This is a genomic window from Bacillus salacetis (assembly GCF_049177075.1).
GTDB classification, from domain to species: domain Bacteria; phylum Bacillota; class Bacilli; order Bacillales; family Bacillaceae_B; genus Rossellomorea; species Rossellomorea salacetis_A.
On sequence record NZ_CP185377.1, the window covers coordinates 2,025,609 to 2,048,275 of the forward strand.

Genomic DNA, 22,667 nt, shown 5'->3' on the forward strand with positions numbered 1-22,667 from the left:
TAAAAAAGGGAACCATGTTTAGGTTCCCTCTATTTTGTATCAGCCTTTTTTGATCCAGAACTTAAAGACATCATTTTCTTCTTCATGCTTCACCAGTTCATGTCCGCCTGATTTTGCCCACGCTGTAAGGTCGTTTTTAGCCCCTTTATCAGTAGCGTGTACTTCAAGAATGTCACCTGATTGTAATTCGTTGATTGCCTTTTTCGTCTTTACGATCGGCATTGGGCATGCTAAGCCTTTTGCGTCTAGTACTTTAGTTGATTCCATATTGATAACCTCCTGAGTTAGTTTTTAGTTTCTAGTAAAACCTTATCTCACTGCACAGCGGTTAGGTCCGATTTCCATTTCGCGCTGCTCATCATTATCAGGCGTGATTTTACCCATGTTCGTTTTGCGGATTTCTTGGTAAGCATTTGGCTGCGGCGGAAGATTTTCCGTTACAAGTGATCTGAACTCTGCTTCGTCCTCTATGTTCAAGCCGTGATTTTGTGCATAAAGCACACCTAGTTTTTCTGAAACGCTTCCGTCTTCATTCAATTCATCGATGATCATGAAGTGAGCAGGCAGAACGATCAAGTCATTTGATAGTTCTTTGTAACGGGAGTAAAGCGTTTCACGCAGATCTCCCACCCAGTCTTCCGCCAAACCTGCAAGGTCAGGTCTTCCAATCGAATCGATGAACAGGATGTCACCCGTCATCAAGTATTGTTCGTCTACTACAAATGATGTTGATCCGATTGTGTGGCCTGGTGAATACAGTGCATGAATGTTGATTTTCGTGTTTCCGATAGTTACTTCATTGCCGTCTTCCAAGGCTGCATATTCAAATGTTACCTCCTCAGCATCTTTCGGAGGCAGCCAATAAGTCGCTCCGGTATTTTCGGCGATAAAGCGTCCGCCGGAAATGTGGTCTGCGTGAAGATGGGTATCAAATACATGTGTAATTTTCGCGTTTACGCTTTTAGCAAAGTCCATATAAATATCAGCCATTCGAGTAGAATCGATGATCGCTGCTTCACCGTCTGACACCACCATGTAAGACAGGCATCCTTTTCCGATACGCACGAATTGGTATAGCTCGCCGCCGTCCTTTAAGTCTCCAACTTTCACAGGTTCCAAGTGTTCACTCCATGCTTTCATACCGCCCTCAAGGTAAGATACATCCAACCCTTCGTCAGATAGCATTTCGGCTACCATTACAGAAGATCCCTCTTTCGCACATACGACAAGAATGTCTTTGTCTTTTGGCAGTTTACCCATGATTTCCTCTACTCCATCCAACAATTCGAAGTAAGGGATATTAAGATAATCGAATTTGTGTCCTTCAATCTTCCAGTCTTGAAAAGCATCCTCATTACGTACATCCAGGATGAATAGTTCTTCGTTATTGAATACTTTCTGCGTTACATCTTTTGCATTCATCGCTTTAATCGTCATTTCATATTACCCCCTAAGGTATTAATATTTGTAAAAAAATTTGGCTTGGGACCTGGTTAGACCCAGGCACCCGTTATTTCGTGTTTGACTCGGTTACTCCGTTCCACTGGCTCATGCCCGGAACAACATTGATGACATTTTTGAATCCATTTTCAGTAAGTTTTTGTGCTGCAAGGTCGCTTCGGCTTCCTGTGCGGCAGACAACATAGATTTCGTCTTCTTTATTGAGTTCATTCATTCGGGAATCCAGTTCACCCAATGGAATGGAAACAGCATTAGGGATGTGGTTGAAAACATATTCTGCTGATTCACGTACATCCAGGACAATGATATTTTCTTCCAACTTTGCTGCCAGCTGATCATTTTCAGCTATATGAGGATGTTTTTTCTCAATCGCTTCTTCGCCGGAAGCTTTTCTCAAGTAATGCTTAAGTACCTCACCTTCTTCGATGGTACCTAAATATTGATGTCCCGCTTTCTCTGCCCATGCTTTGATATCTGCCTTGGAGCCTTTATCTGTTGCTTCAACTTCCAGTACCTGACCGGCTTCAAGGTTGGTGATGGCTTTCTTTGTTTTGACGATCGGCATTGGGCAAGCCAATCCTTTTGCATCCAATGAATGATTTGCTGTGATGTTTTCCATTGTATAACCTCCTGTTTTATACTCTATAGGGTATATTTTAGTTTAAAAAAATTTATTCGGTTTTACCTTCCCAAGCCAGCATACCGCCAGTCATGTTGATGACATTGTAACCTTGGCTTTCAAGGAATTGACATGCACGGCCGCTTCTTCCGCCTGACCGGCAAACCATGATGTATTCTTTGGATTTATCCAATTCATTCATACGAAATTCAACTAATCCTAACGGGATGTTGACTGCACCTGGAATTTTACCTTGTGCCACTTCATCCGTTTCGCGAACATCAATGATATTAGCTGGTGTTTCTTCATCTACGATTAATTCAACTTCTTTTGGTGTGATTTCTCTCATTCTATTATCCTCCTTATAGTAGGCCCTTTTCCTGTTAAGAAAAGTGTGCTGGGGAAAAGAGCATGTATATAGTTCTTTGTGTTTCTTTATCTCAAGCGCATATGTTCAAGTCGGTATCGGGGCTGATCAGGGCGCTTGCGCTTTTCTTAATGTCTAGCTCCAGCGCCCAGCCCCTCGGGGTCATAAGCCAATCCGTCAAGAAGGTCAAAGGGCGACCTTCCCGCCGGCTCGTCTTATGCCTGTCGGGGCTGATCAGGGCGCTTGCGCTTTTCTTAAGACCAGTTACTCATTCCGCCTTTTACATTTGCCACTTTGTTGAAACCTTTTTTTCTCAATAATTTAGCAGCTTTATTGCTCCGTGTGCCGCTTTGGCAGATCAAGACGATTTCTTTGTTAGAAGTAAGTTCTTTTGTTCTTTGTGGTAATTCATATAAAGGGATATTTTTAAATCCCTGAATATTTCTTTTATTGTACTCACCTTTGGTACGAACATCGATGAACATTTTATCTTGGTCATTCAGTTCGTTCTTCAGATCAGCGGTTGTAATATGCCTCACGCCCCTTGCAGGAGTAAGACGATAAATAATAATGAGAATTAAAATTCCGACAAGGATATACCTCAAGTAATCTTCCAAGTTGATTGGCCCCCTTACTAGATGAACAGGTTAACGTTTCCGTCTTCTGCATCTGCTAAATATGCCGCAACCCCAGCATATTCGATATTATCCAATAACTCTTCTTTTTGCAATCCCAAAAGGTCCATCGTCATTGTACAAGAAACGAGCTTGACATCTTGTTCCTGTGCCATTTCAATCAGTGCAGGCAATGACATTGCATTGTGTTTCTTCATTACACCTTTAATCATCTTTGGTCCCATTCCTGCAAAGTGCATGTTGGAAAGGCCCATTTTGTCAGCGCCTCTTGGCATCATCCTGCCGAACATTTTCTCCATGAAACCTTTCTTCACTTCGATATTTTCATCTTTACGAAGTGCGTTCAATCCCCAAAATGTGTGGAAAATCGTTACCTCGTGGTCATATGCAGCTGCTCCGTTTGCAATGATATAAGCAGCCATTGCTTTATCATAGTCACCGCTGAATAATACAATCGTTGTTTTTTTCTTCTCTGACATAATGTGTTCCTCCTATTTTTTAGTTCCCCTACCCGTAGGGGTATAAACATTACTAAAAATTTTTATCCCTTTTTGATCCAGAAAGTAAAGACATCATTTTCTTCTTTATGGTCAACCAATTCATGCCCGCCTGACTTTGCCCATGCAGTCAAATCATTTTTTGCTCCTTTATCTGTAGCAAGTACTTCAAGCACCTGGCCGGATTCCAATTCATTCATTGCTTTCTTAGTTTTAACGATAGGCATCGGACAAGCTAAACCTTTTGCATCCAAAACTTTATCTGCGTTCATTTGTAATTCCTCCTAATGTTATTTATTCAATTACCCATAGGGGTATAATAACAAGTAAAAAAAAGGCTGTCAACCCTTTTAAATTATCGGCTTTTTACCAGTAGATTGACAGCTTCTTTGATTACATCGTCTGTCTTTTCGCCCCGTTTCTCTGCTTCAAGTACACATTCTACGAGATTTGAACTGACAATGACACCGACTGTGCGGTCAACTGCAGACCGGACGGCTGATAATTGAGTAATCACATCTTTACAATCTTTGTTTTCTTCCATCATCTTAAGGACGCCTCTTAGCTGGCCTTCCATTCGCTTTACCCGGTTTTTGACCTGGTCGTTATATTCCATAACAATACCCCTTTCCTTTATCTTGTTTTGGCGGAGATTGTCGTTCAGTCAATGTAAATCCTGCTACTTCAATGCCTTTTCTTCTAAGTATCCTGATGCTCATGTTCTTCTCAAGTTTCGACGAAGCAACCACATGGACCCTGCTGCCTGAAAGTTCATGAATGTTTCTATTTAAATAAGCAACTGGAAGATTAATGGATTGGGGTACCGGATTGTTGAAAGACTGGTTATAATCTCTTACATCTAATAGTTGAATTGAATCTGCCGCGGGTGGAGTTTCAACCAATCGATGGACTCCTGTCACGGGAAAATATCTCTTATATAGTGCTATTAACACACTGGCTACTATGATTATTAATAATAACATTACTGTATCACCCTATTCAATTTCTAAGCAATTTGGCGTGCTTACAAAACTTATTATATACCCAACGGGGTATGTTGTCAACATCTTAAAAATATCTTCAAAAACTAAAAAAGAGAGGGTTTTATTCCTCTGTCTGGAATGATGTCACTTTACCACCTAAGGTATTATGAGTGCAATTATTTTGTTTTACAACTCTATATAGAAAGGATGAATCCTTGCGGGATCCATCCTCAAGTTCTTTATACACTTTTCTTCATGCAGGCAATCAGACGGTCTTCAATGTCCTTTGCAAATTCTTTCATTGTTTCTTCGTTCAGCATGGAAATAAGAGAAGTTGGTTTTGGCATCCCGATTTTTGTTTGTCCGCCTTCTTCATAAACTACCATTTTGCATGGGAGAAAGTAACCTGCCATTATGTTCTCATTCAGCACTCTCTGGGCTTCTTTTGGGTTACAGACTTCAAGGACTTTGAATTCTTTTTCAAATTCGAGCCCTTTTTCCTGTAACTTCTCTTTAATATCAAACGTCCATAAAACGCCGAATTTTTCTTCTTTTAAACTGTTTTCCAGACTGTTAATCGCTTCCTCGATACTTTTTTCAGTTGATAGGGTATAATCGAACAATTTCATCTTCCCCTTTCCTTTTCGTTTCTTATCTTACAGCGCAGCGGTTTGGGCCTGTTTCCATTTCATTTTGCTTTTCTTCATCGGGTGTCTCTTTACCCATATTGGTTTGACGGATATCTTCATAGGAATTCGGCTGAGGCGGCAGGTTTTCCGTAACCGTTTTTCTGAATTCCTCTTCATCTTTTATGTTCAATCCGTGATTTTCTTGATAGAGAGTTCCCAGTTTGGCAGAGACACTTCCATCTTCATTCATTTCCTCGATTCCCATGTAATGAGCTGGCAGAACAATCATGTCATCCGTCAACTCCTTGTATCTTTTGTATAAGGTAGTCCGCAGGTCCCCGACCCAGTCTTCTGCTTTTCCTGCAAGATCGGGCCGCCCAATTGAATCGATAAACAGTATGTCTCCCGTCAGTAAATACTGGTCATCAATTATATATGAGGTACTTCCTATGGTATGCCCTGGTGAGTATAGTGCTTTGATTTCGGAATAGCCGATCTCATATCGGTCACGGTCGGTTACAGGGTTATAGGGGAACTGGACTTCACCGGCATCCTTTGATGGAAGATAGTATTCAGCATCAGAACTTTCTGCCAAGTCCCGGCCGCCCGAAATATGATCGGCATGCAAGTGGGTATCAAGGACACGTGTCAACTTGACATTATTTTCAGCGAGTACATCCCGGTAGGGCGTTGTCATCCTTGCAGCATCGATAATGGCTGCTTCTCCATTTGATTGAATCATATATGAGAGACATCCTTTTCCGATACGGACGAATTGATATAATGTCCCTCCTTCTTTGAGGTCACCAATCTTAATCGGTTCAAGATGCTCACTCCAGGCACTCATTCCCCCTTCTACCGAATAGACATCTGTATATCCTGCTTTGTCTATCGCTTCAGCTGCTTTCTTCGAAGAATTGCCCTTGGCACAAATCACATGAATCTCCTGATTTTTTGGCAGCTTTTCTAGGAAGGGTTCAATGCCTTTTTCCCTGATTTCTGAAAAAGGAGCATTGATGATATCAACATTCCTCCCTTCTATTTTCCAATCATCGAAAGCATCGGTATTCCTGACATCCACGATGAACACTTTTTGTTTGCTTAGCACTTTCCTTACGAGTTCTCTGGGCGAAATGAAACTGACAGTCATGTGTAATCTCCCTCCTTAATTTATTTCTCTTCAGCAAAAGTTAAGAGTTCAACAACTCTTGCTTCATCAAAGGTATTATTCCCTTACCCCTATACGTATTAAATACACTTTATACAGTAAAAAAAATGACCTACATGATAATTTTGTGTTTGGTATTTGAATTCTATTCAGAGGATACTTAGTAAAGGTGCTATCGCCATCAGCTGCAGAAACAATGATTTAGGGATTTCAAAGTGAACAAAAAAAAGCGAAAGACATATCATGCCTATCGCTTCTTTCCTTACTCTTTTACCAGGATCACAATTTTTCCTCTTGCATGGTGTGTCTCACTTAAAGCATGTGCTTCCTGGATTGCTTCTTCACCGAGTTTAAAGGTGGAGCCAATCACTGGTTTTAAATTACCGGCAGAATAAGCATCTGCCAGTTTCTTCAATTGCTCACCATTGGGTTCAAGCCAGAGGAACCCTGCATTCACATTGTGTTTTTTAGCTTCTTCTTCATCAGGAGGCGAAACAATCGAGACCAGCTTTCCGTTCTTTTTCAAAACCTTATAGCTGCTGGTTTGGACATCTCCGCCAATGGAATCCAAAACAAAATCAACATCTTGAAGAATTTCACTGAAGTCCTCTTCTTTATAGTTGATGACCCTGTCGGCTCCAAGTGACTTGAGGAACTCGATGTTTTTCTCACTTGCAGTTGTTACCACTTCAGCTCCAAAACTTTTGGCGATTTGGATGGCGTATATACCGACTCCGCCGGCTCCTGCATGGATTAAAACTTTCTCGCCTTGTTTCACTTTTCCAAAATCGACAAGGCATTGCCATGCAGTCAGTCCGGCCAAAGGAATCGCAGCTGCATCTGCATAACTCATTTCATCCGGCATTTTGGCTAGAAGATGAGCATCTACAGCAGTATATTCAGCGTACGTACCTCTATTCGTCGTGGCAGGGCGAGCAAAAACGCGGTCACCTTTCTTAAAACTGTCTACATTCTTTCCTGTATCAGCGATGATTCCTGCAACATCCCACCCCAGTATGATTGGAAATTCAAATGGAAGCATTTCTTTCAAATACCCTTCCCTCAGTTTCCAGTCAATCGGGTTTATAGATGTTGCATGAACTTCCACCAATACCTGGTCATCGCCGATAGCCGGTTTTTCTAATTCGCTTTCTTGCAAAACATCTTTTCCGCCGTATTGATTGATTACAATTGCTTTCATTCTTAGTGCCTCCCTGATTGAAAATGATTCTATCTGTATAGGTTTCCTTGATTATCAAGAACATAAACATTTAAGAAACATTATTAAATCGATGGTACTATTAAATCTTTAAATGGCTCAGCAAAACCTAAAGGGTGATTTGTTCAAGAAACTTCTTCTGCCTTTGCTGAAGCTCGTTTCTGACACTCTGAACATCTTCCTCTTTACTGCCAACCTCCAAGCTGTCCATTTCATCCAGCCAATCACGCAGATCAATGATGTCCCCGAATTTCTTTTGAATCTTTTTGTACGGTTTTGAGTTGGACTTATAATCTTCAGAGTACAATTTATCAAGGTAACTATAAATGTACCGGAGCTTTTTCGCTTTTTTGCGGACTTCATGAAGGGCATCAATCCCTTCTTCAGTGAATTTGCCCTCCTCTGCAATCACTTGGTGATAATTATTGACCCGTTTATCAAAGTCTTTTTCCTGTTTTTGAAGCTCCGAGGATATATCTAAAGGTAAAATATAATTTTTCAACTCGTTCTTTAAAAAGCTGTGAAATTGGGACATGAATTTCTCATCTATTATGTCAGGAAGCTTTTTCTTTAACTTCTTACGGTGTTGATCTCTTTTTTTTCCGGCCTCTTTAGTAAATTCACGATAAACATCACCATATGAATTGGTTTCTGCTTCTTTTTCAAAAGATTCAATGAAAACATCCTCTTCTCTTACCTTCCCTAAGGCATCATGAGCTTTTTTCAATCGTTCATATAAAGGATGGTCTTTGCCGACTCCGATAAAATGGATGAGGGTCCGCAGCCTGCGCCCTTTTGTCCTTGATTTATGGACATCCTCTGTATCTTTAAAGGAAACAGCGTCATCACAATAACCTTTATATTCCTTTAATAGATTTTCAAGCATATCAGCCCATTTATTTACCATTGCCTCGTTACCTGTCTGGATGCAATCATTACAGACGAGTGTTTTTTTTACTTTCAAGAGGGTCTGATTGCTGCCGCAAATCACGCACGAAGGAGCCTTCTCTTGTAAAATGCCCTTTACTCCTTCTATATAGAGTCCTATTTCAGAACCAGATTTCCAATTCAGCTGCTGAAGGTAATCAGAAGGAAGTGAAAGCCTTCCGCTTTCATCTAGTGTTCTTTTTACGCCATGTCCATTTTTACTGACATGAATGATCTGTTTTGCATTATCGATTGACAAAAATAAATCATCTTTAAGATCCAGCGTTTTTCGAGCCTCTTCAGGGAAGACGAAACGCCCCCTGTCATCCAGAATCCTCGTTACAGAAACGATCTTCATGCCTGCACTTCCTTTCCAGATTGTGATATTGGTATTTTCCCTGAATGCTTTTTTAAGAAACAATACCGTGAATACTTCCTTTTCTATTAAATAAAAAAAGCACTTCAGCCGTTTTTGACTTAGTGCTTTCCCATTCATTATTCAGCTCGGGTCTACCTCGTCATACGAAAGTGTCGTGACTTCGGTGTAGTCTCCTTCCTTGATATCTTTGTCGGTTGCATCCTGGTTCAGGCCCTGCCCATCATCCATTCCAGGAGCAATTGTCGCTTCGTCGGTTTGTTTCTTCTTTTCAATATCCACTTATACCAACTCCTTTCTTCCATACGATTTCCTTCTGTTTCTTGAAGTATACAAAAAAGGATGTAACCATTTCGGTACACCCTTCAAACCAATTGTGAATTTTCTTCTTTTGTCCATTTTTCGATGTTTTGATATATCTCTTCACTGAGAACTTTATATCCTTCGGCAGTTAAATGTATTCCATCGTCACTAATTAAATCAATAAGATCTCCTGCTTTTTTCAAGGCTGACCTTACATCCACCTTCAGGATATTGTATTCCTCTGCCAGTTTGTTTAAATTTCGGTTGTATAGACCGTGCCAGTAGTCGATGCCGCCGACTTCGCTGATCCAGTGGCTGATTGCAGGGCTGTACTTTTCAGAAATGTTTTTATAGTAACGGACAGGGTCCAATGGAGGAAGGGTGGCGATCACCGGTGTAATTTCATTTTGCTTAATATTCGTGATCAATGCTTTGATATTGTCTAAATACTGATTCATCGGCACGATTGCCTCGTGCTCTTCCCATGGTTTTGCGGCCACCTCATCCCATTTGAAGTTACAATCATTGCCCCCGATTTCGATGATCACATAATTCGGCTTTTCATTGATTACGTCTTTTTCCAGTCGGCTCAACAGGAGTTCAGAATTGTCATTAAACACACCTTTATTCACGACTGAAACTTCTTTATTGTTTTCTGAGAATAATTGTTGAAGTACTTTGGGGTAGTTTTCTTTCACAATCCTTAAGCGTCCTTTAACAAAAGAAACACCTCGAGTCAGGCTGTCACCAAAGCAAACGATTTTCAATATCGACACCTCTTATTCTAGTAAAATAAGTTTTTATTATTTTACCATAAAATCTCAGGCTTGCTTGGATATTTGCTCGGGACTGCCCAACCTCTTTTCCCAGGTTTTAAATTTTGCCATGGAAACCAAACCAAGGAGAGGTCCAATTGCCAAAACAGAAAACACCCATTTCCAGCCAAGAATCTGCTGCAGGTACGGTATTAAGTTAATGGAAACTATCGTAATGAGAAAACCGATGCACATCTGGAAAGTCAAAGCTGTGCCTACATATTCACTTTCTGCAAACTCTGTAACTGCCGCAGAAAACTGAGCGGAATCAGAAATGATGAAGATACCCCAAATGAAGGCAAGAGAAATTGTTACCCAAAATGATTGGCCAAAGGTAAACCCGATACTTAAGGCACACAACGCGCTGATTCCCATGGACAAAATGGTTAACGACGCCCTGCCGATTCTGTCCGCCAGCCAACCCCCTGCCACAGATCCAGCTGCACCGGCTATACCAATCGTAAGGAACGAACAAAAGGCAATCAAAGCTGGAGAAGCGGAACCGGTATTATGTTGAAAACTTGCCGACAAGAAAACTGGCAGCCAGGTCCACATTGCATAAAGTTCCCACATATGGCCAAAGTAGCCATAGTTTGCAAGCATGACAGCCCTATTCTCCCTTACTTTTTTTATCAAAGAAAAAGAGAAAGGTTTGTTCTCTTTCTCGACGGGAGCATCCTTAAGAATGAAATATATAATACCTGAGGAAACCACTGATAAAAAGGAGCTTGTCAGAATGATCCATTGCCATTGAAGTGCAGAAAAAAATAAAACGATAAAATGCGGCAGTGACGAACCAAGTGTCAATGCCGCAATCAGGACACCGATAGCCAAGCCGCGTCTCTTTGGAAACCACTGGGACAATAGTTTCACAGCTGTAGGATAGACTCCCGCAAGTGTAACCCCTGTTAAAATACGAAGTGTGATTCCGTTCAGTGCGCCATCACTGATCAATATCAATCCATTAAAAGCCGCGCCTAGGAGAGCCGATACAGCAAAAATGAACCGCGGATTAAAACGATCAGCCAATCCAAAATAGGAACTGGCAAACGCACCGAGGACAAATCCTATTGGGACGGACGCTGACAGCCATGCTTCTAGATTTGCGCCGGCATCCCACAGATCGTTCAGCTCGGGGGCTGTTACGGAGGCACCGAACCAAAGACTAAGGGCAAACAATTCTGCCGTTGCTATCCATATTAATGCTTTCCACGATGATTTCATCATTTCATCACTTCTCTTCCTTTAGAAAAAGCTGTTCAAGTTTAAAAAAGAGTGCGCGGGCACCCTTTTTCATTATGCAGCTAACATTGACATACCATGATATGGTTTCCATCAGGATCCTGAAAGTTAAAAAAATGATCGTGCTGAATCTCCGAAATCATTTTGACTCCCTTTTCTTTCATGTATCGATAAGCCGCTTGGATATCGTCGGTATTAATATGGAATGGAGATACTTTAAAAGTGTTTTCTTCTGAGTAGATCTTGCTGTCGAGGATGATATTGGTGTCCTGCATGGGCAAGGAATATAAATGCCCGAACATAATCTCACCATCTGCTGGAAATCCAAAAATGTCACAATACCAATCCCGTGCCTTTTCAATGTCACTGACAGGAATGAAAATCACCCCAACTTTATTAGAAAGCGGACTCTTCATACCATTAAAACCTCCCCGAAAATGATCCTTCATAAAATCTATTCGGTACAGAAGGCCGAATTCCTTCTTCTGCGTGACAGTCACACCCCGGAATTTGTCGAATTGGTTTCAGCTCATCACACTGATCTCCAACTGGATGTCAAGCGGCTCCCGGTCATATATTGCCTGATTGATTTCTTTGGCAAGCGTGCAACCCATCTTATAGTAAAAGGCTTGAGTTGCCGAAGCAGGATGTGCTCCTATATAGATCTTTTCTGTTCCCAGTTCCCTTGCTTTTTCTTTAGCAGCCTTAAAAAGATGTCTCCCGATTCCTTTTCCCCTTGCCTCGGAAGAAACATGGATATATGACAATTCCCTGTAAACAGCTGTTTTTCCGAAACATCCTGCCTCCAGAACGGCAAAACCAAAGATTTTTTCTTCACCAGAAGCAATAATCACCGCTCCCCCTTGCGCAATCACTTCCTTAAAATGATTTATGATCTCATGTTTTCTTTCCTGAGACCAATCATCGATAAAATAGTCACTCTCTTCTTGCAGTTCTCCATTCTGCTCCCGTAAAACAGTTTTTGTTTCTTGAAAACGAATGAAGTGATCAAGCATGGACTGTTGAATCTTTTCGGACCTAAGCTCTTCAATATTCATTATGTATTCTCCCTAATTGATTTCTTTTTCTTTTTGATAACCTTCAGATGGAAATTTCTTACGCATAATAATACCCGGAAGAATCTCCGGGTATTATTATACAGTGTTCATTTTAATTTGCTGTTCGGTGCAATTTCATTCGCAAACTCGGCCATTGCAGTCTGCAATGTACTCATGTTCCTGTTTTTCATAAGGCCTTGGAAGGAGTTTGCTGTGTTACCCATGCGTCTTCTATTAAGACCATAGGCTGCAGCACTCATACCAAGACTCAGGATTGAGCTCCAGATCATTCTTCGGTTCATCCGTTTTTTTCGGCCAAACATATTTAAAATAGAAGATCTTTTTCGGTTATTGAAAAGCATCGACAACAAATTGTTCAAACGAAACACCTCTTCGTTTAGAATCAGAAAGCTCCCAAAGGACCTTTCAACAATTATTATCTGTCTATAGGATTTTTAATATAGCTGGAAAAGTCCTACCTGTTTTTAAAATAAATTTCCATGGCCTTTACAATTTTATCTGCCTTCTCATTAGGTTGTATGGTATAGTGATCCCCTTCCAAAGAAGTTTGAAAAGAATCAATTCCGTTACTTCTCAGGAAATCGTCAATATCAGACAGCTTGTCAGCCTGATTCAGCAAGGTTTTGCGGCCGATCAGGTCATCGCCTACATACACCTGATACTGATCATGCTGCAATTTCATCTCATCTTCATTGATGAAATTATTTGTGATAAATCCATAAAATCTTCCATCACCTGTTCCCATATGTTCCGCCTCCACTTTTACTTCTTAGAATGGACGGAATGAGTAAAGTTAATCATTTTTCTTTTAGGCTTTCAAAACCATATCTGCCTTCTGTTTTGGGGAAACAGCTTTTAAATAAAAATTTTCGGCTTTCCAATATCGGTTTTGAAATTTTTCAAGGTTCTTTTGTGTCTCTACATCTTCGCGAAGAAATCGTTTGTTTTGAGGACAATCAAGGTAAACTACATAATCAAAGAAATCCCGCCATTCTTGACGCTGAAGGAATACCCCCTCGACGATGATGACACATTCTTCAGGAAGTTCAATCGTCTCCGCCTTATGTGAATCTGTGGAAGTGTCATAAAAATTAAGGTTGAGTTGTTTGGCCAACAAAAGATTCTCAAAGAAACTCTGTCTGATCTCATGCAGATCCCATTGCAAAAAGTAATATTCAAACCATTCATCCCGTCCAGTATGATACCTTCTTTTTCTCTCCACGATGTGATCATCAATATGGAAGACGGTATGAGTGATATTATGTGTATGGAATTTTTCACATAGGGTTTGTGTTAAGGTCGTTTTGCCGGATCGGCTCAGCCCGTCGATACCTAATATGAACCTGCTCCCTTTTTTCTTGTTCTTGACCAATTTTAACAAGGTATTGGAATGATCCTTCAACCTCCTGCCACCTCCTGCGATGAGATATTTTAAAGATTATATCACAAAACTAACAGAATATTCCGGATTATTGAAAATTGCGTCCTTTTTCTTAAATAGATTTGTTATAATGTTTTCGAAACAAACTATAGTTTAGGGGATAAACAAATGGACAAATTTCTCACTGGTCAAAAAGTATATTTAAGGCACTTTCAAAAAGAAGACTACAAGCACATCTCAAAAGCTCTTTCGTACCCTGAAATCCGGAAGATGACGGGTTTGCAACAATTCCTGACCCCTCAAAAAATTGAAAAGGCCTACGATGCTTTTGCCCTTGCAGACAATCGCCTCGATCTGGTCATTGCTTCAATGGAAACAGATGAAGTAGTGGGTGATCTGGCCCTGAATGAAATAGACCATCTCAATAGAAATGGGAATATCCGGATTGCCCTCCATGATCCTGACTTCTTTGGGAAAGGCTATGGTACCGAAGCCTTGAAATTAATACTTGAACATGGGTTCCTGACTTTAAACTTATATAGGATCGGATTGTGTGTATACTCTTACAATGACAGAGGAATCAAATCTTATGAAAAACTTGGATTCAAGCAGGAAGGCGTCATTCGCGGAGAGCTGTTCTATGAAGGGGAATACCATGACAATATCATAATGGGTGTACTTCGAGATGAATTTTTAGTGGCAGTGAAAAAGTAGCAGATTTTTTCAACCTCAATTCTCTTTATTTGCATTGAGATGCCAAAACTAGTTATCCTATTACAAAAGGTGGTGGAAAAATGGGTAAACCAGAAGAGTTGACTGAAATTACAATTATTCAAAAGGATACACCAAACAAGATCAGAGAGGCATACATAGGCAATTTTGAAGAGCCTGTCCTGTTTGGTGTCCATGGTGGAGTAAAGAAATTTTATGGCGTCGAACCTGAAGTGGAGTATCCATCAACACTTGACCACATTGTGGCTGCGGCTGGCGGCTGACTGGTCGGTACATTATCAGGCGCGCTGGAGGCGCGTAAAATACCGACGTCACCCGATTTAGTCTCTGCGAATATCCAAGGTGTGATTGAAGCTCCCGAGGGTGTTTTGAAAATCACCAAAATCAATTGCCGTTACAACTTGAAAGTTCCTGAAGGAAAACGGGATGCAGCAGAACGTGCCCTCTCTGTTTTTGAAAGAGGCTGTCCAGTGGCGCAAACCCTTAAAGGAGCCATTGAATTCGACCATTCCTGGGAGATAGAAGAATATTAATATGACAGGAGGCATGGGGAAATCCCATGCCTTTTTAAATATAGGTGCGCCTGTTTCTTTTTAAAAGCCTCTTTCAGTTAAAATCAAATCTATAATGCTTCGAGAGCAGTTCTGCAGAACGCCGTTTTGTTTGGACTTTAAGTAGCTCCTTCAAATCCATTATAGTATCATACTGAAAATTTTATTAACTTGACATCGATCTTCCTCTATACCGAACTTTTCACAAAGTACTTTATGGATCCTTCTAAATTCCGGGACCATTATGCTCATTGATTCCATGATAGATTTCTCATCATTCCTGCACAGGGTTCTTTCAAGAAATGATTCCTGCCATCCTTTCAGCCTGCTTCTGTCTCCCCCGAGCTTCGCCCAATATCCAGGATTGTTAGGCTGGACTCCCGCTTCCATGAACCAACCTGTCGTCAGAAAAAGCCTGATGGTATCGAGGGAACTCATTGCATAGAAAAACTCTCCCCTCTTTACTCCCCGATAAACTTCATGGGAATAAGCAAAAAATTTGTTTCGCCATATTTCAAATTCTGCAAACGTTGGCTCATAGATTAGTTCCTGGGACTTTTTTTGAATTCCTTGCATAAAAAGATCCCTATCATATACAACCTCAATTTCTTTCAGCCACACTGAAGGAAGAATGTCCTTTTTGGTATAATAGAAAGAGTCGACTTTTATGAAATTTTCATAGTGGGCGACGCTGTGCGATGCCCAGGGGAAGTCCTCATAAAACATCACCTTTCCCCAGTGTTGTGCTCTTTCCCTTTTATTAAGGCGGTAATCTTCAAAAGCTTCATCCCTGACCACTATGCGAAGGTCAATATCTGAATATAAGTCGGTACTTCTGCTTCCGATCGATCCTCCATAAAATACGCTGATTACATTTTCATCATGTATTAGGTCCCTTTCTATTGTTTCTTTTATCCTTTGGCGGACCTTTGGCAATTCCCTATCTCTTTCTTCATGTTTGGTATTAAATCCCGCTCATGGTCATCATCTCCTGAAATTTATTTGACACACCATTGTTTGATCAGAGCACCATCGTTTAAAATCCAAAAACCTCTTTTATTTTTCCAGCCGCTTCTTCAGCACCCATTTTCGTATTATTGATCCGTATATAGTGTTCTGCAGCAATTTCCCCTTCTAACGAGTTCAACCTTAGTGTATCAAGGGTGCTTAGCAAGTGTTCTTCTGACTGTTTAATATTTCGTTTGGTTGGTTTATGCGACAACCTATTGGGAGTTATGTTCCTTTTTAACCTTTCATCCAGATCTGCTTCAAGTTCCACAAAGTAGATTTGAGCTCCGCGGGATTTGAAAATCGCAGATATCTTTTCTACATACTCCCAATCTTCCTTCTTATTAAAAGCCCATACGTAGGTGGTAATCAGCCCTATCTCTTCAGTACCGGCAAATGATTTGAAAATCTCTTCCCGAAACTGGTGTGTGAGCCTCCACATTTCAGGGGTAAAGCCGAATAGTGGTTCCAAAAGATCGATGGTCATATGGTTATGCAGTAACTTCATTCCCGTCTGTTTTGCCAATGATTGACCGACCGTCATCTTACCTACGGCTTGCGGTCCGAAAATCAGTACCAATTTCAAAACTGAACTCCTCCCATTAATCCTGCTGTCTAATTTTAGCCTCTTGTTTTGTATCGATTCTTGAACTGATGAATATCAATAATCCCCCAAACATCACTGCCCCAAAATAGTAGATGCCAAGACCAAGATCTGCCCCCCTGAAATATGTATTCTCTATGGAAGAGCCCCAAAGCATGACTGCAATCATAATGGCTGGTCCCGAACAAAACACCGACCATTTCAAAAGGTTTCTCATAATACCCCCTATTTAGAAAATTTTTTAGAATATTAAACTTATTTAGTATATTATTCCAGAGTATTTGCGTAACGACAATACTTTTTTAATATAAAAAAAGCAGCTCCGGGGAACTGCTTTTTGTTATTTCAATTATTCTCTTTTTCTTTGTTTCGTAGATATTCCTCATACACTTCTCTAGCCTTATCTTTGTCGGGGACTAATGTTGATACTTTTTTATGAATATCAGTCAGTAAATATAATCCCCTGAAAATACTACCAGCGATAATGGCGAAAGCCAGGATGCCGCCAACCAATGGTCCCATTATCAGCAGCACGAAGGCTAAGAGTGCACTTAATATGATAGACATAATTAAATAATTCATTAAATACTCCCCAACCTGTAATTTTTTCCTATTTAAACTTATCATACCAGCAGGCTGCCATTCTACCTTGAAATCTTCCAGGTCAAGGATTTAGGTTACAAGGCAGGAGGAAAAGTATGTAATGGCATAGTGGATTCGAGAAATCACGACCCCTTTCAAGCATTAGAAAGGCCTGTTTTCTTTAACAGAATACAGGCCGGAACTTTTCATATAAAATATGTGCCAATCCATACAGCGACAAATAGCCAAATAAAGATAATGATGATTCCAGCAGTCCAGTTTTTGGGCTTGCCAAGTTTCATCTTTTCATCTGCACGAGTGCTGCAGTCAGCTAGTACTTGTTCCGGAATCATCTTCAGAGCAAGCCAAATACCCAGTGGAACCAGAATCAGATCATCGAGATATCCCAAAACCGGAATGAAATCAGGAATCAGGTCGACCGGGCTTAAAGCATAAGCCACGACAATAGTAGTGAAAATCTTTGCAAACACCGGAACCCTTTCATCTTTGTAAGCAAAGAACAAAGTGAAAAGTTGACGCTTTAAATTCTTTGCCCATGCCTTAATTTTCCCCATACAATTAATTACCTTACAAGTTTTCTAAAAACAGCCTGACGACATCTGCCCCGCCGATAACCGTTCCGAGGGTGCTTCCCAAGTTAGCCAGGACGACGATCAAAAGTACACGAGTGACCTTGTTATTCCAGAACCCTTTCACACTGAGAACATCTTCCGGAAGCGTTTCAAAATCTCTTACATTCGGGCGGCGGAAGTAGGCTTGTACAAAACCGGCAAACCAGCCTGCCGCAAGAAGAGGATTCAAGGATGTGATCGGTGCTGCCACAAATGCAGTTAAAATAGCGAGCGGGTGACCAAGGCCGATAGCTGCCCCCAAGGCTGAGAAAGATCCATTCCATAAAATCCAGCTGATTGTCTGCTGCATGCCTGCCGTCGGATTGCTGATGAATGTGTAGGCAATGACAGCAAGGATGAGAACAGGTATTGCCCATCCAATGATTTTAGGCACCTTTGACTTCGGCGGCCGCTGGTTTAACTGATCGAGATTATGTTCTCTGTGAATTTCCTCTTTTATCCCTGGTACGTGAGCCGCGCCAAGGACGGCGACAATTTTCTTTCCAGGAGCATTTTTGATTTTTTGGGATAAGTATTGATCGCGTTCATCAATCAATGGTTTTTTCAATCGCGGGAATTGCTCGGTGAAATCATTCAGCATGGCATCCAGCATATCCTGAGACTTGATCTTTTCCAATTCTTCTTCAGTTATGCTCTCATTGCTGAAGATGCTGTAGAAGATCTGCATCATAAGTTTTGCCTTCCCGACGAATCCTACCTGATTCCAAATCCGGGCAAAGGTTATCTGAATATTCCGGTCAGCCAGAACGAGTTCCGCACCAACTTCTTTTGCCGACTCGATTCCTTGGATCATTTCCTGTCCGGCATTGATGCCAAACTGTTTGGCCATTCTCTTCTGGAAAGAGGAGATCGCCAGGTTCATCAACAGCAAAGAAGCCTTACCTTCCTTGATGACCTTGAATATGTCCATCTCTTTCCACTTGTTCCCTTCCATCACAGATTGATAGCGGGGTTCATCCAATTCAACACAAACAGCGTCAGGCTGTTCTCTTTCAATCACTTCTTTAACCTGCTCGGCACTCTTCTTGGAAACATGGGCAGTACCGATCAGAATGAATTCTTTTCCATCCAGATGTATTCTGGTTATGTTTTGTTCCGTTTCAGTTTCAATTCCAATAGACATAGTTTACCTTCCTTTATCCACATTGGCTTCAATAATTAACATATGTATAGTTTACCATTTTTCACGAAGAAATTGGGTGTACAGTTTTCAAACTTCTGAATTTACACAAACCATAGACATTTTTTCTAGAATATGTATAGTCCAAATAAAAATAACAAACTTTATAATGAAGCAAGTCAACGCACGAATCTAAAAAAGGATGGATGATTGTGACACAAGATAAAGCTATAAGCGCTACGGAATTGGCAACTTTATGGATGACGTACCAGGAAAAGACGATGAGCAGGCGGATTCTCGAATACTTCATTGAATGTGCTGAAGATGAGCAGGCAAAGGAAATCCTTCAAGATACCCATACCAAACTAATTGGGTATATAGACCGTGTCATTGGAATTTTACAAGAAGAGGGTGCGGTGATCCCCATCGGATTTACCGAGGAGGATGTCCATAAAGGTGTTCCGAAACTTTTTGATAATCATTTTGATATCATGTTTCTTCGTGTTATCAAGGAAATCAGTATGGGGCTCCACACCCTCCATTTAAGCATGTCTTACCGCAAAGACATCATTCTTCTTTATAAGGAACTGACCGCTTTTACTCAGAGTGTGTCCGACAGATGTGTGGACTATCTTCAAGAAAAGGATGTCTTGCCGAGTGCGCCCTCTGTAACGATGCCTAAAGTTGTTGAGTTTGCTGAAGGTCCGAACTACATGTCAGGCTTCAATCTGTTTTCTGAGAAAAGAGCGTTGAACACGGTAGAAATCTCTTATTTATATTTTGCCATTGAAACCAATGTTTTCGGTATGCAGCTCATGACCGGCTTTGCACAGGTTGCCAATGAGCCTGAAGTGAAAAGATACTTTGTCAAGGGAAAGGAGTTGTCAAAGAAGATTGTTAGTGACTTCTCGAACTTATTGATTCAGAGCGACATCCAGCCGCCGTCAACATGGGGGGCAAAGGCGACGGACTCTAAAGTTCCTCCGTTTTCCGATAAATTGATGATGTACTGTACAAGCCTATTCTGCAGCTTTGGTCTCGGCAGCAATGCGATCGGGACGGCTTTCAGTTTGCGAAGCGACCTGCCGCTGAAGCTGATAGAGAAAGCAAAAGATATCCTGACGTTTGGTCAGGACGGCGGGAAAATCATGGCCAAGAATGGCTGGCTTGAACAGCCGCCGAGCATGGAAGACCGAAATAAGTTAATTAAATAAGAGTCTATTCGAACGTCCATGCTTCTGGCTGCAGGACGTTCACTTTATCTTCAGCCAGTCAATGACATCTTGTTTAACGTCCTTTTTGTTCCAATATATCAATGTTTCATCAAGTCCAATCTTACTCACCAAATCTTTCACATAAGCAGTCCCAAGAAAATATCCCAAGCGGTTATATCCGAAATGACTCCCTCCTGAAAGCCTGAACCATTCTCTCTCTTTCTCAAATGTCCATCCAGCTTCTGCATCCAGCAGGAATCTCTGTTTAATTTGCGCTAGATTTTCCTGAGAAAATGTCAGCCAGTCTGAACCCTCCGCATCATATGAAAAGTAAACTGATTCATGCGCACCAGGAACTGTAACCATTGAGAGATAAGTGGCAACTCCTTCTCTGTACAAGGTAACCAGCCCATTTGTCCAGTCTACTTTACTCCAGTCCATTTCAATCTGTTCCGAGAGTATGTTGTGATAAACATGCCCAATTTCATGAGCAGCGATAATTTGGAGATGAGATTCTTCTTGAGATAGTTTTTCGGCAGCAAAGAATACATCGCCGATTATCTTCCTCTCCACAAAAGCATTAGATCCGAATCCTCCAACCAGTAAATGAAAGTTTAACTTTGTATTGGTCTCAAAACGCTGGTTATAGATCGCTAAAACATTAGTAATGATTTCAGGAAGTGTTTTGGAAATGGCTCGGATGTTTTCTATCTTTCCAGGATATTTCTCAATAGCGGCTGTAAGCCTTTCTTCTGTTTTGGGACAGTGATAGTTGAAGTACTCAGTGAACACTTCTGGATACATGCTGTAATAATGTTCTAAATCAGAAATGGTGATGTTTTCTTTTGAGTGATTTAAGTCCAGGAAGTCTGGCAGTGTGTTTTGGATCATCCTTTTCTCCTCTATTCTGTTGGGTATATCCTTTAGGTTCGACCTCTGTGATTCAATATCCTGCCATAAATGAAGAAGAGCATGCCCCCTTTGCGAAGTCATGCTTTGTTTCTTTTGGTTACCATTTTTCATATCTCAATGTTTCATTCTCTTTTTAAGCAAGCCTGGTTTTGAACTCAATTAGTTTTTCCATGAAATCGTTAAATTCATCGATATTCATCTGCTGGGAAGAATCAGACAGTGCAACGGCCGGGTCTGGGTGGACTTCCGCCATGACGGCATCTGCTCCAATGGCCAATGCTGCTTTGGCTGCAGGGAAAAGCAGATCTTTTCTGCCGGTGGAATGAGTGACATCCACCACAACAGGCAGGTGTGTTTCTTTTTTCAAAATAGGGACAGCGGATATGTCCAATGTATTTCGAGTGGCCTTTTCATATGTTCTGATTCCGCGTTCACAAAGAATAATAGCTTTATTTCCTTCTGAGTAGATGTATTCCGCCGCATGGATAAACTCTTCAATCGTGGCTGACAACCCCCGTTTAAGCAAAACGGGCTTATTCACTTTGCCGACCGTTTTGAGCAATTCGAAGTTCTGCATGTTTCTTGCTCCTATTTGAATTACATCCACGTAATCCAGTGCTTCTTCGACGTCCTGTGGTGAAAGGATTTCACTGACAACGGAGAGTCCTTCCTCATCAGCTACTTGTCGCAGGATTTTCAGGCCTTCAAGCCCAAGTCCCTGGAAATCGTAAGGGGATGTTCTTGGTTTAAAAGCACCTCCCCTTAATAAAGTAAGTCCTTGAGCCTTCATTGCTTTTGCCACTTCTTTGACCTGCTCATAACTTTCAACGGCACATGGCCCCATGATGAAATTCTGTACACCGTTCCCGATTAACGTTCCATTTATATTGACAACTGTATCTTCCGGATGATCTTTACGGGAAACCAGAAGAGCTTTCCGGTGGTCATCCTCCTGCAATTCAAGGCTGGCCTTAAAGATTTCCTTGAAAATATGGACGATGGTTGAAGATTCAAAAGGTCCGTCGTGTTTTTTTAGAATCATATCAAGAGATTCCCGCTCTCTCACCGGATCAAAGCGGTTCACCCCTTCTTTTTTGTTACGACCGATCTCTTTAACAATCTCTGCCCGTTCATTCAACAGTTCCAGCAGCTGCAGGTTGATATCATCGATTTTATGACGTAATTCCACTATCCCTAATTTGTTTGTAACACTCATTCTGCATTCCTCCATTTTCATTTTTGATAAACAAAAAAACCCTGCCGTAGAAACGACAGGGACGAAAATCTCGCGGTACCACCCTTATTGTGAACAAAACTGTTCACCACTCTTTTTTGATAACGATCGATTGACCGTCCTTCCCTTCATAAAGCAGCCGCTTTACTACGAAAAAGAAGCTCCGGGATTGTAATTCATGTTCACCTTTGACTGATTCGCACCACCATCAGCTCTCTGGACAGGGAGGCATAACACTACTGGGATCCTTTCATTGCCGGGTATTCAGTTTAAGGGTGAGAAATAAAAAAGTCCCCACTGATTGTATATCAGCAGGGACGAATCATCGCGGTACCACCCAGGTTGTGAAGTTAAGT

33 protein-coding genes and 2 other annotated features (1 of these 35 only partly in view) are annotated in these 22,667 nt (G+C 41.2%); of the genes, 4 read left to right on the plus strand and 29 right to left on the minus strand.

Annotation, left to right across the window (positions count from 1 at the left end):
- Positions 1-39: 39 nt before the first annotated feature.
- The 21 genes from ACOJQI_RS10300 to ACOJQI_RS10400 form a co-directional block, all read right to left on the minus strand.
- A complete protein-coding gene (locus ACOJQI_RS10300) occupies positions 40-267 on the minus strand; it encodes a sulfurtransferase TusA family protein (RefSeq protein WP_421385130.1) in 228 nt (75 codons plus the stop codon).
- Positions 268-309: 42 nt separating this feature from the next.
- Positions 310-1,437: an MBL fold metallo-hydrolase gene (locus tag ACOJQI_RS10305; protein WP_421385131.1), complete on the minus strand. Its 1,128-nt coding sequence runs from the start codon at positions 1,435-1,437 to the stop codon at positions 310-312.
- Between the two features lie 73 nt (positions 1,438-1,510).
- Positions 1,511-2,080: a sulfurtransferase TusA family protein gene (locus ACOJQI_RS10310; protein WP_421385132.1), complete on the minus strand. Its 570-nt coding sequence runs from the start codon at positions 2,078-2,080 to the stop codon at positions 1,511-1,513.
- Positions 2,081-2,132: 52 nt separating this feature from the next.
- Complete coding sequence (locus ACOJQI_RS10315) at positions 2,133-2,429, minus strand: rhodanese-like domain-containing protein (protein ID WP_421385133.1); 297 nt, start codon at positions 2,427-2,429, stop codon at positions 2,133-2,135.
- A gap of 272 nt (positions 2,430-2,701) precedes the next feature.
- Positions 2,702-3,064: a rhodanese-like domain-containing protein gene (locus tag ACOJQI_RS10320; RefSeq protein WP_421385134.1), complete on the minus strand. Its 363-nt coding sequence runs from the start codon at positions 3,062-3,064 to the stop codon at positions 2,702-2,704.
- Between the two features lie 17 nt (positions 3,065-3,081).
- The gene (locus ACOJQI_RS10325; RefSeq protein WP_421385135.1) at positions 3,082-3,561 is read right to left on the minus strand and encodes a DsrE/DsrF/DrsH-like family protein; all 480 of its coding nucleotides are present in this window, start codon (positions 3,559-3,561) and stop codon (positions 3,082-3,084) included.
- 62 nt (positions 3,562-3,623) lie between these two features.
- Positions 3,624-3,851, minus strand: a complete 228-nt coding sequence (locus tag ACOJQI_RS10330; RefSeq protein ID WP_421385136.1) for a sulfurtransferase TusA family protein — start codon at positions 3,849-3,851, stop codon at positions 3,624-3,626.
- Positions 3,852-3,934: 83 nt separating this feature from the next.
- Positions 3,935-4,195, minus strand: a complete 261-nt coding sequence (locus ACOJQI_RS10335) for a metal-sensitive transcriptional regulator (RefSeq protein WP_421385137.1) — start codon at positions 4,193-4,195, stop codon at positions 3,935-3,937.
- A complete protein-coding gene (locus ACOJQI_RS10340; protein ID WP_421385138.1) occupies positions 4,185-4,562 on the minus strand; it encodes a hypothetical protein in 378 nt (125 codons plus the stop codon). Before ACOJQI_RS10340 ends, ACOJQI_RS10335 begins: the two co-directional genes overlap by 11 nt.
- Before the next feature lie 239 nt (positions 4,563-4,801).
- Positions 4,802-5,185: a DUF302 domain-containing protein gene (locus ACOJQI_RS10345; RefSeq protein ID WP_421385450.1), complete on the minus strand. Its 384-nt coding sequence runs from the start codon at positions 5,183-5,185 to the stop codon at positions 4,802-4,804.
- A gap of 28 nt (positions 5,186-5,213) precedes the next feature.
- Positions 5,214-6,341 carry an MBL fold metallo-hydrolase gene (locus tag ACOJQI_RS10350; RefSeq protein ID WP_421385139.1) on the minus strand — a complete coding sequence of 376 codons (1,128 nt, stop codon included), beginning with the start codon at positions 6,339-6,341 and terminating at the stop codon, positions 5,214-5,216.
- A 280-nt stretch (positions 6,342-6,621) separates the two neighbouring features.
- A complete protein-coding gene (locus tag ACOJQI_RS10355; protein WP_421385140.1) occupies positions 6,622-7,560 on the minus strand; it encodes an NADP-dependent oxidoreductase in 939 nt (312 codons plus the stop codon).
- 127 nt (positions 7,561-7,687) lie between these two features.
- On the minus strand, positions 7,688-8,863 hold the full coding sequence (locus ACOJQI_RS10360; RefSeq protein WP_421385141.1) for a CHAD domain-containing protein: 1,176 nt from the start codon (positions 8,861-8,863) through the stop codon (positions 7,688-7,690).
- A 141-nt stretch (positions 8,864-9,004) separates the two neighbouring features.
- Positions 9,005-9,163 carry a hypothetical protein gene (locus ACOJQI_RS10365; protein ID WP_421385142.1) on the minus strand — a complete coding sequence of 53 codons (159 nt, stop codon included), beginning with the start codon at positions 9,161-9,163 and terminating at the stop codon, positions 9,005-9,007.
- Between the two features lie 83 nt (positions 9,164-9,246).
- Positions 9,247-9,951: an SGNH/GDSL hydrolase family protein gene (locus ACOJQI_RS10370; protein ID WP_421385143.1), complete on the minus strand. Its 705-nt coding sequence runs from the start codon at positions 9,949-9,951 to the stop codon at positions 9,247-9,249.
- Positions 9,952-10,005: 54 nt separating this feature from the next.
- Complete coding sequence (locus ACOJQI_RS10375) at positions 10,006-11,226, minus strand: MFS transporter (protein ID WP_421385144.1); 1,221 nt, start codon at positions 11,224-11,226, stop codon at positions 10,006-10,008.
- Between the two features lie 77 nt (positions 11,227-11,303).
- Complete coding sequence (locus ACOJQI_RS10380; protein WP_421385145.1) at positions 11,304-11,657, minus strand: VOC family protein; 354 nt, start codon at positions 11,655-11,657, stop codon at positions 11,304-11,306.
- Between the two features lie 108 nt (positions 11,658-11,765).
- Positions 11,766-12,299, minus strand: coding sequence for a GNAT family N-acetyltransferase (locus ACOJQI_RS10385; RefSeq protein ID WP_421385146.1), 534 nt, complete (start codon positions 12,297-12,299; stop codon positions 11,766-11,768).
- A 107-nt stretch (positions 12,300-12,406) separates the two neighbouring features.
- Positions 12,407-12,679: a hypothetical protein gene (locus ACOJQI_RS10390; protein ID WP_421385147.1), complete on the minus strand. Its 273-nt coding sequence runs from the start codon at positions 12,677-12,679 to the stop codon at positions 12,407-12,409.
- A gap of 95 nt (positions 12,680-12,774) precedes the next feature.
- Positions 12,775-13,065, minus strand: a complete 291-nt coding sequence (locus ACOJQI_RS10395; protein ID WP_421385148.1) for a hypothetical protein — start codon at positions 13,063-13,065, stop codon at positions 12,775-12,777.
- Positions 13,066-13,128: 63 nt separating this feature from the next.
- On the minus strand, positions 13,129-13,722 hold the full coding sequence (locus ACOJQI_RS10400; protein WP_421385149.1) for a kinase: 594 nt from the start codon (positions 13,720-13,722) through the stop codon (positions 13,129-13,131).
- Positions 13,723-13,869: 147 nt separating this feature from the next.
- Here ACOJQI_RS10400 and ACOJQI_RS10405 point away from each other — a divergent pair, with 147 nt between their 5' ends.
- From ACOJQI_RS10405 to ACOJQI_RS10415, 3 genes are all read left to right on the plus strand, one after another.
- The gene (locus ACOJQI_RS10405; protein ID WP_421385150.1) at positions 13,870-14,415 is read left to right on the plus strand and encodes a GNAT family N-acetyltransferase; all 546 of its coding nucleotides are present in this window, start codon (positions 13,870-13,872) and stop codon (positions 14,413-14,415) included.
- An 80-nt stretch (positions 14,416-14,495) separates the two neighbouring features.
- Positions 14,496-14,696 (plus strand): hypothetical protein, encoded by a 201-nt coding sequence (locus ACOJQI_RS10410; protein ID WP_421385151.1) that lies wholly within the window; start codon positions 14,496-14,498, stop codon positions 14,694-14,696.
- Positions 14,697-14,720: 24 nt separating this feature from the next.
- Positions 14,721-14,966: an OsmC family protein gene (locus ACOJQI_RS10415; RefSeq protein WP_421385451.1), complete on the plus strand. Its 246-nt coding sequence runs from the start codon at positions 14,721-14,723 to the stop codon at positions 14,964-14,966.
- A 159-nt stretch (positions 14,967-15,125) separates the two neighbouring features.
- Here the strand turns inward: ACOJQI_RS10415 and ACOJQI_RS10420 are convergent, their stop codons facing one another.
- From ACOJQI_RS10420 to ACOJQI_RS10445, 6 genes are all read right to left on the minus strand, one after another.
- Positions 15,126-15,920 carry an aminoglycoside 6-adenylyltransferase gene (locus tag ACOJQI_RS10420; protein ID WP_421385152.1) on the minus strand — a complete coding sequence of 265 codons (795 nt, stop codon included), beginning with the start codon at positions 15,918-15,920 and terminating at the stop codon, positions 15,126-15,128.
- 100 nt (positions 15,921-16,020) lie between these two features.
- On the minus strand, positions 16,021-16,578 hold the full coding sequence (locus tag ACOJQI_RS10425) for a shikimate kinase (protein WP_421385153.1): 558 nt from the start codon (positions 16,576-16,578) through the stop codon (positions 16,021-16,023).
- 16 nt (positions 16,579-16,594) lie between these two features.
- Positions 16,595-16,813, minus strand: a complete 219-nt coding sequence (locus tag ACOJQI_RS10430; RefSeq protein WP_421385154.1) for a hypothetical protein — start codon at positions 16,811-16,813, stop codon at positions 16,595-16,597.
- A 128-nt stretch (positions 16,814-16,941) separates the two neighbouring features.
- Positions 16,942-17,178, minus strand: a complete 237-nt coding sequence (locus ACOJQI_RS10435; RefSeq protein ID WP_421385155.1) for a hypothetical protein — start codon at positions 17,176-17,178, stop codon at positions 16,942-16,944.
- A 206-nt stretch (positions 17,179-17,384) separates the two neighbouring features.
- Positions 17,385-17,753: a YkvA family protein gene (locus ACOJQI_RS10440; protein WP_421385156.1), complete on the minus strand. Its 369-nt coding sequence runs from the start codon at positions 17,751-17,753 to the stop codon at positions 17,385-17,387.
- Between the two features lie 13 nt (positions 17,754-17,766).
- The gene (locus ACOJQI_RS10445; RefSeq protein ID WP_421385157.1) at positions 17,767-18,954 is read right to left on the minus strand and encodes a TraB/GumN family protein; all 1,188 of its coding nucleotides are present in this window, start codon (positions 18,952-18,954) and stop codon (positions 17,767-17,769) included.
- A gap of 203 nt (positions 18,955-19,157) precedes the next feature.
- Between ACOJQI_RS10445 and ACOJQI_RS10450 the strand changes: the two genes are divergently transcribed.
- A complete protein-coding gene (locus tag ACOJQI_RS10450) occupies positions 19,158-20,165 on the plus strand; it encodes a DUF3231 family protein (protein WP_421385158.1) in 1,008 nt (335 codons plus the stop codon).
- A gap of 39 nt (positions 20,166-20,204) precedes the next feature.
- On the opposite strand, the gene ACOJQI_RS10455 is transcribed toward ACOJQI_RS10450, so the two are convergent.
- Together ACOJQI_RS10455 and ACOJQI_RS10460 are read right to left on the minus strand one after the other, a co-directional pair.
- Positions 20,205-21,056, minus strand: a complete 852-nt coding sequence (locus tag ACOJQI_RS10455; protein ID WP_421385159.1) for a DUF5700 domain-containing putative Zn-dependent protease — start codon at positions 21,054-21,056, stop codon at positions 20,205-20,207.
- Between the two features lie 154 nt (positions 21,057-21,210).
- Positions 21,211-22,293, minus strand: coding sequence for a bifunctional 3-deoxy-7-phosphoheptulonate synthase/chorismate mutase (locus tag ACOJQI_RS10460; RefSeq protein WP_421385160.1), 1,083 nt, complete (start codon positions 22,291-22,293; stop codon positions 21,211-21,213).
- Between the two features lie 54 nt (positions 22,294-22,347).
- Positions 22,348-22,574, minus strand: a binding site (T-box leader).
- A gap of 47 nt (positions 22,575-22,621) precedes the next feature.
- Positions 22,622-22,667 (minus strand) — a binding site (T-box leader); it runs 181 nt beyond the window's last position.

Coding starts and splice junctions, on each gene's coding strand:
- ACOJQI_RS10315 (WP_421385133.1), bottom strand. CDS start 2,429: ATGAGAGAAATCACACCAAAAGAAGTTGAATTAATCGTAGATGAAGAA.
- ACOJQI_RS10380 (WP_421385145.1), bottom strand. CDS start 11,657: ATGAAGAGTCCGCTTTCTAATAAAGTTGGGGTGATTTTCATTCCTGTC.
- ACOJQI_RS10440 (WP_421385156.1), bottom strand. CDS start 17,753: ATGGGGAAAATTAAGGCATGGGCAAAGAATTTAAAGCGTCAACTTTTC.
- ACOJQI_RS10455 (WP_421385159.1), bottom strand. CDS start 21,056: ATGATCCAAAACACACTGCCAGACTTCCTGGACTTAAATCACTCAAAA.
- ACOJQI_RS10350 (WP_421385139.1), bottom strand. CDS start 6,341: ATGACTGTCAGTTTCATTTCGCCCAGAGAACTCGTAAGGAAAGTGCTA.
- ACOJQI_RS10430 (WP_421385154.1), bottom strand. CDS start 16,813: ATGAGAAACCTTTTGAAATGGTCGGTGTTTTGTTCGGGACCAGCCATT.
- ACOJQI_RS10405 (WP_421385150.1), top strand. CDS start 13,870: ATGGACAAATTTCTCACTGGTCAAAAAGTATATTTAAGGCACTTTCAA.
- ACOJQI_RS10460 (WP_421385160.1), bottom strand. CDS start 22,293: ATGAGTGTTACAAACAAATTAGGGATAGTGGAATTACGTCATAAAATC.
- ACOJQI_RS10395 (WP_421385148.1), bottom strand. CDS start 13,065: ATGGGAACAGGTGATGGAAGATTTTATGGATTTATCACAAATAATTTC.
- ACOJQI_RS10375 (WP_421385144.1), bottom strand. CDS start 11,226: ATGATGAAATCATCGTGGAAAGCATTAATATGGATAGCAACGGCAGAA.
- ACOJQI_RS10445 (WP_421385157.1), bottom strand. CDS start 18,954: ATGTCTATTGGAATTGAAACTGAAACGGAACAAAACATAACCAGAATA.
- ACOJQI_RS10340 (WP_421385138.1), bottom strand. CDS start 4,562: ATGTTATTATTAATAATCATAGTAGCCAGTGTGTTAATAGCACTATAT.
- ACOJQI_RS10310 (WP_421385132.1), bottom strand. CDS start 2,080: ATGGAAAACATCACAGCAAATCATTCATTGGATGCAAAAGGATTGGCT.
- ACOJQI_RS10450 (WP_421385158.1), top strand. CDS start 19,158: ATGATTGTGACACAAGATAAAGCTATAAGCGCTACGGAATTGGCAACT.
- ACOJQI_RS10335 (WP_421385137.1), bottom strand. CDS start 4,195: ATGGAATATAACGACCAGGTCAAAAACCGGGTAAAGCGAATGGAAGGC.
- ACOJQI_RS10385 (WP_421385146.1), bottom strand. CDS start 12,299: ATGAATATTGAAGAGCTTAGGTCCGAAAAGATTCAACAGTCCATGCTT.
- ACOJQI_RS10300 (WP_421385130.1), bottom strand. CDS start 267: ATGGAATCAACTAAAGTACTAGACGCAAAAGGCTTAGCATGCCCAATG.
- ACOJQI_RS10305 (WP_421385131.1), bottom strand. CDS start 1,437: ATGACGATTAAAGCGATGAATGCAAAAGATGTAACGCAGAAAGTATTC.
- ACOJQI_RS10410 (WP_421385151.1), top strand. CDS start 14,496: ATGGGTAAACCAGAAGAGTTGACTGAAATTACAATTATTCAAAAGGAT.
- ACOJQI_RS10325 (WP_421385135.1), bottom strand. CDS start 3,561: ATGTCAGAGAAGAAAAAAACAACGATTGTATTATTCAGCGGTGACTAT.
- ACOJQI_RS10355 (WP_421385140.1), bottom strand. CDS start 7,560: ATGAAAGCAATTGTAATCAATCAATACGGCGGAAAAGATGTTTTGCAA.
- ACOJQI_RS10435 (WP_421385155.1), bottom strand. CDS start 17,178: ATGAATTATTTAATTATGTCTATCATATTAAGTGCACTCTTAGCCTTC.
- ACOJQI_RS10330 (WP_421385136.1), bottom strand. CDS start 3,851: ATGAACGCAGATAAAGTTTTGGATGCAAAAGGTTTAGCTTGTCCGATG.
- ACOJQI_RS10360 (WP_421385141.1), bottom strand. CDS start 8,863: ATGAAGATCGTTTCTGTAACGAGGATTCTGGATGACAGGGGGCGTTTC.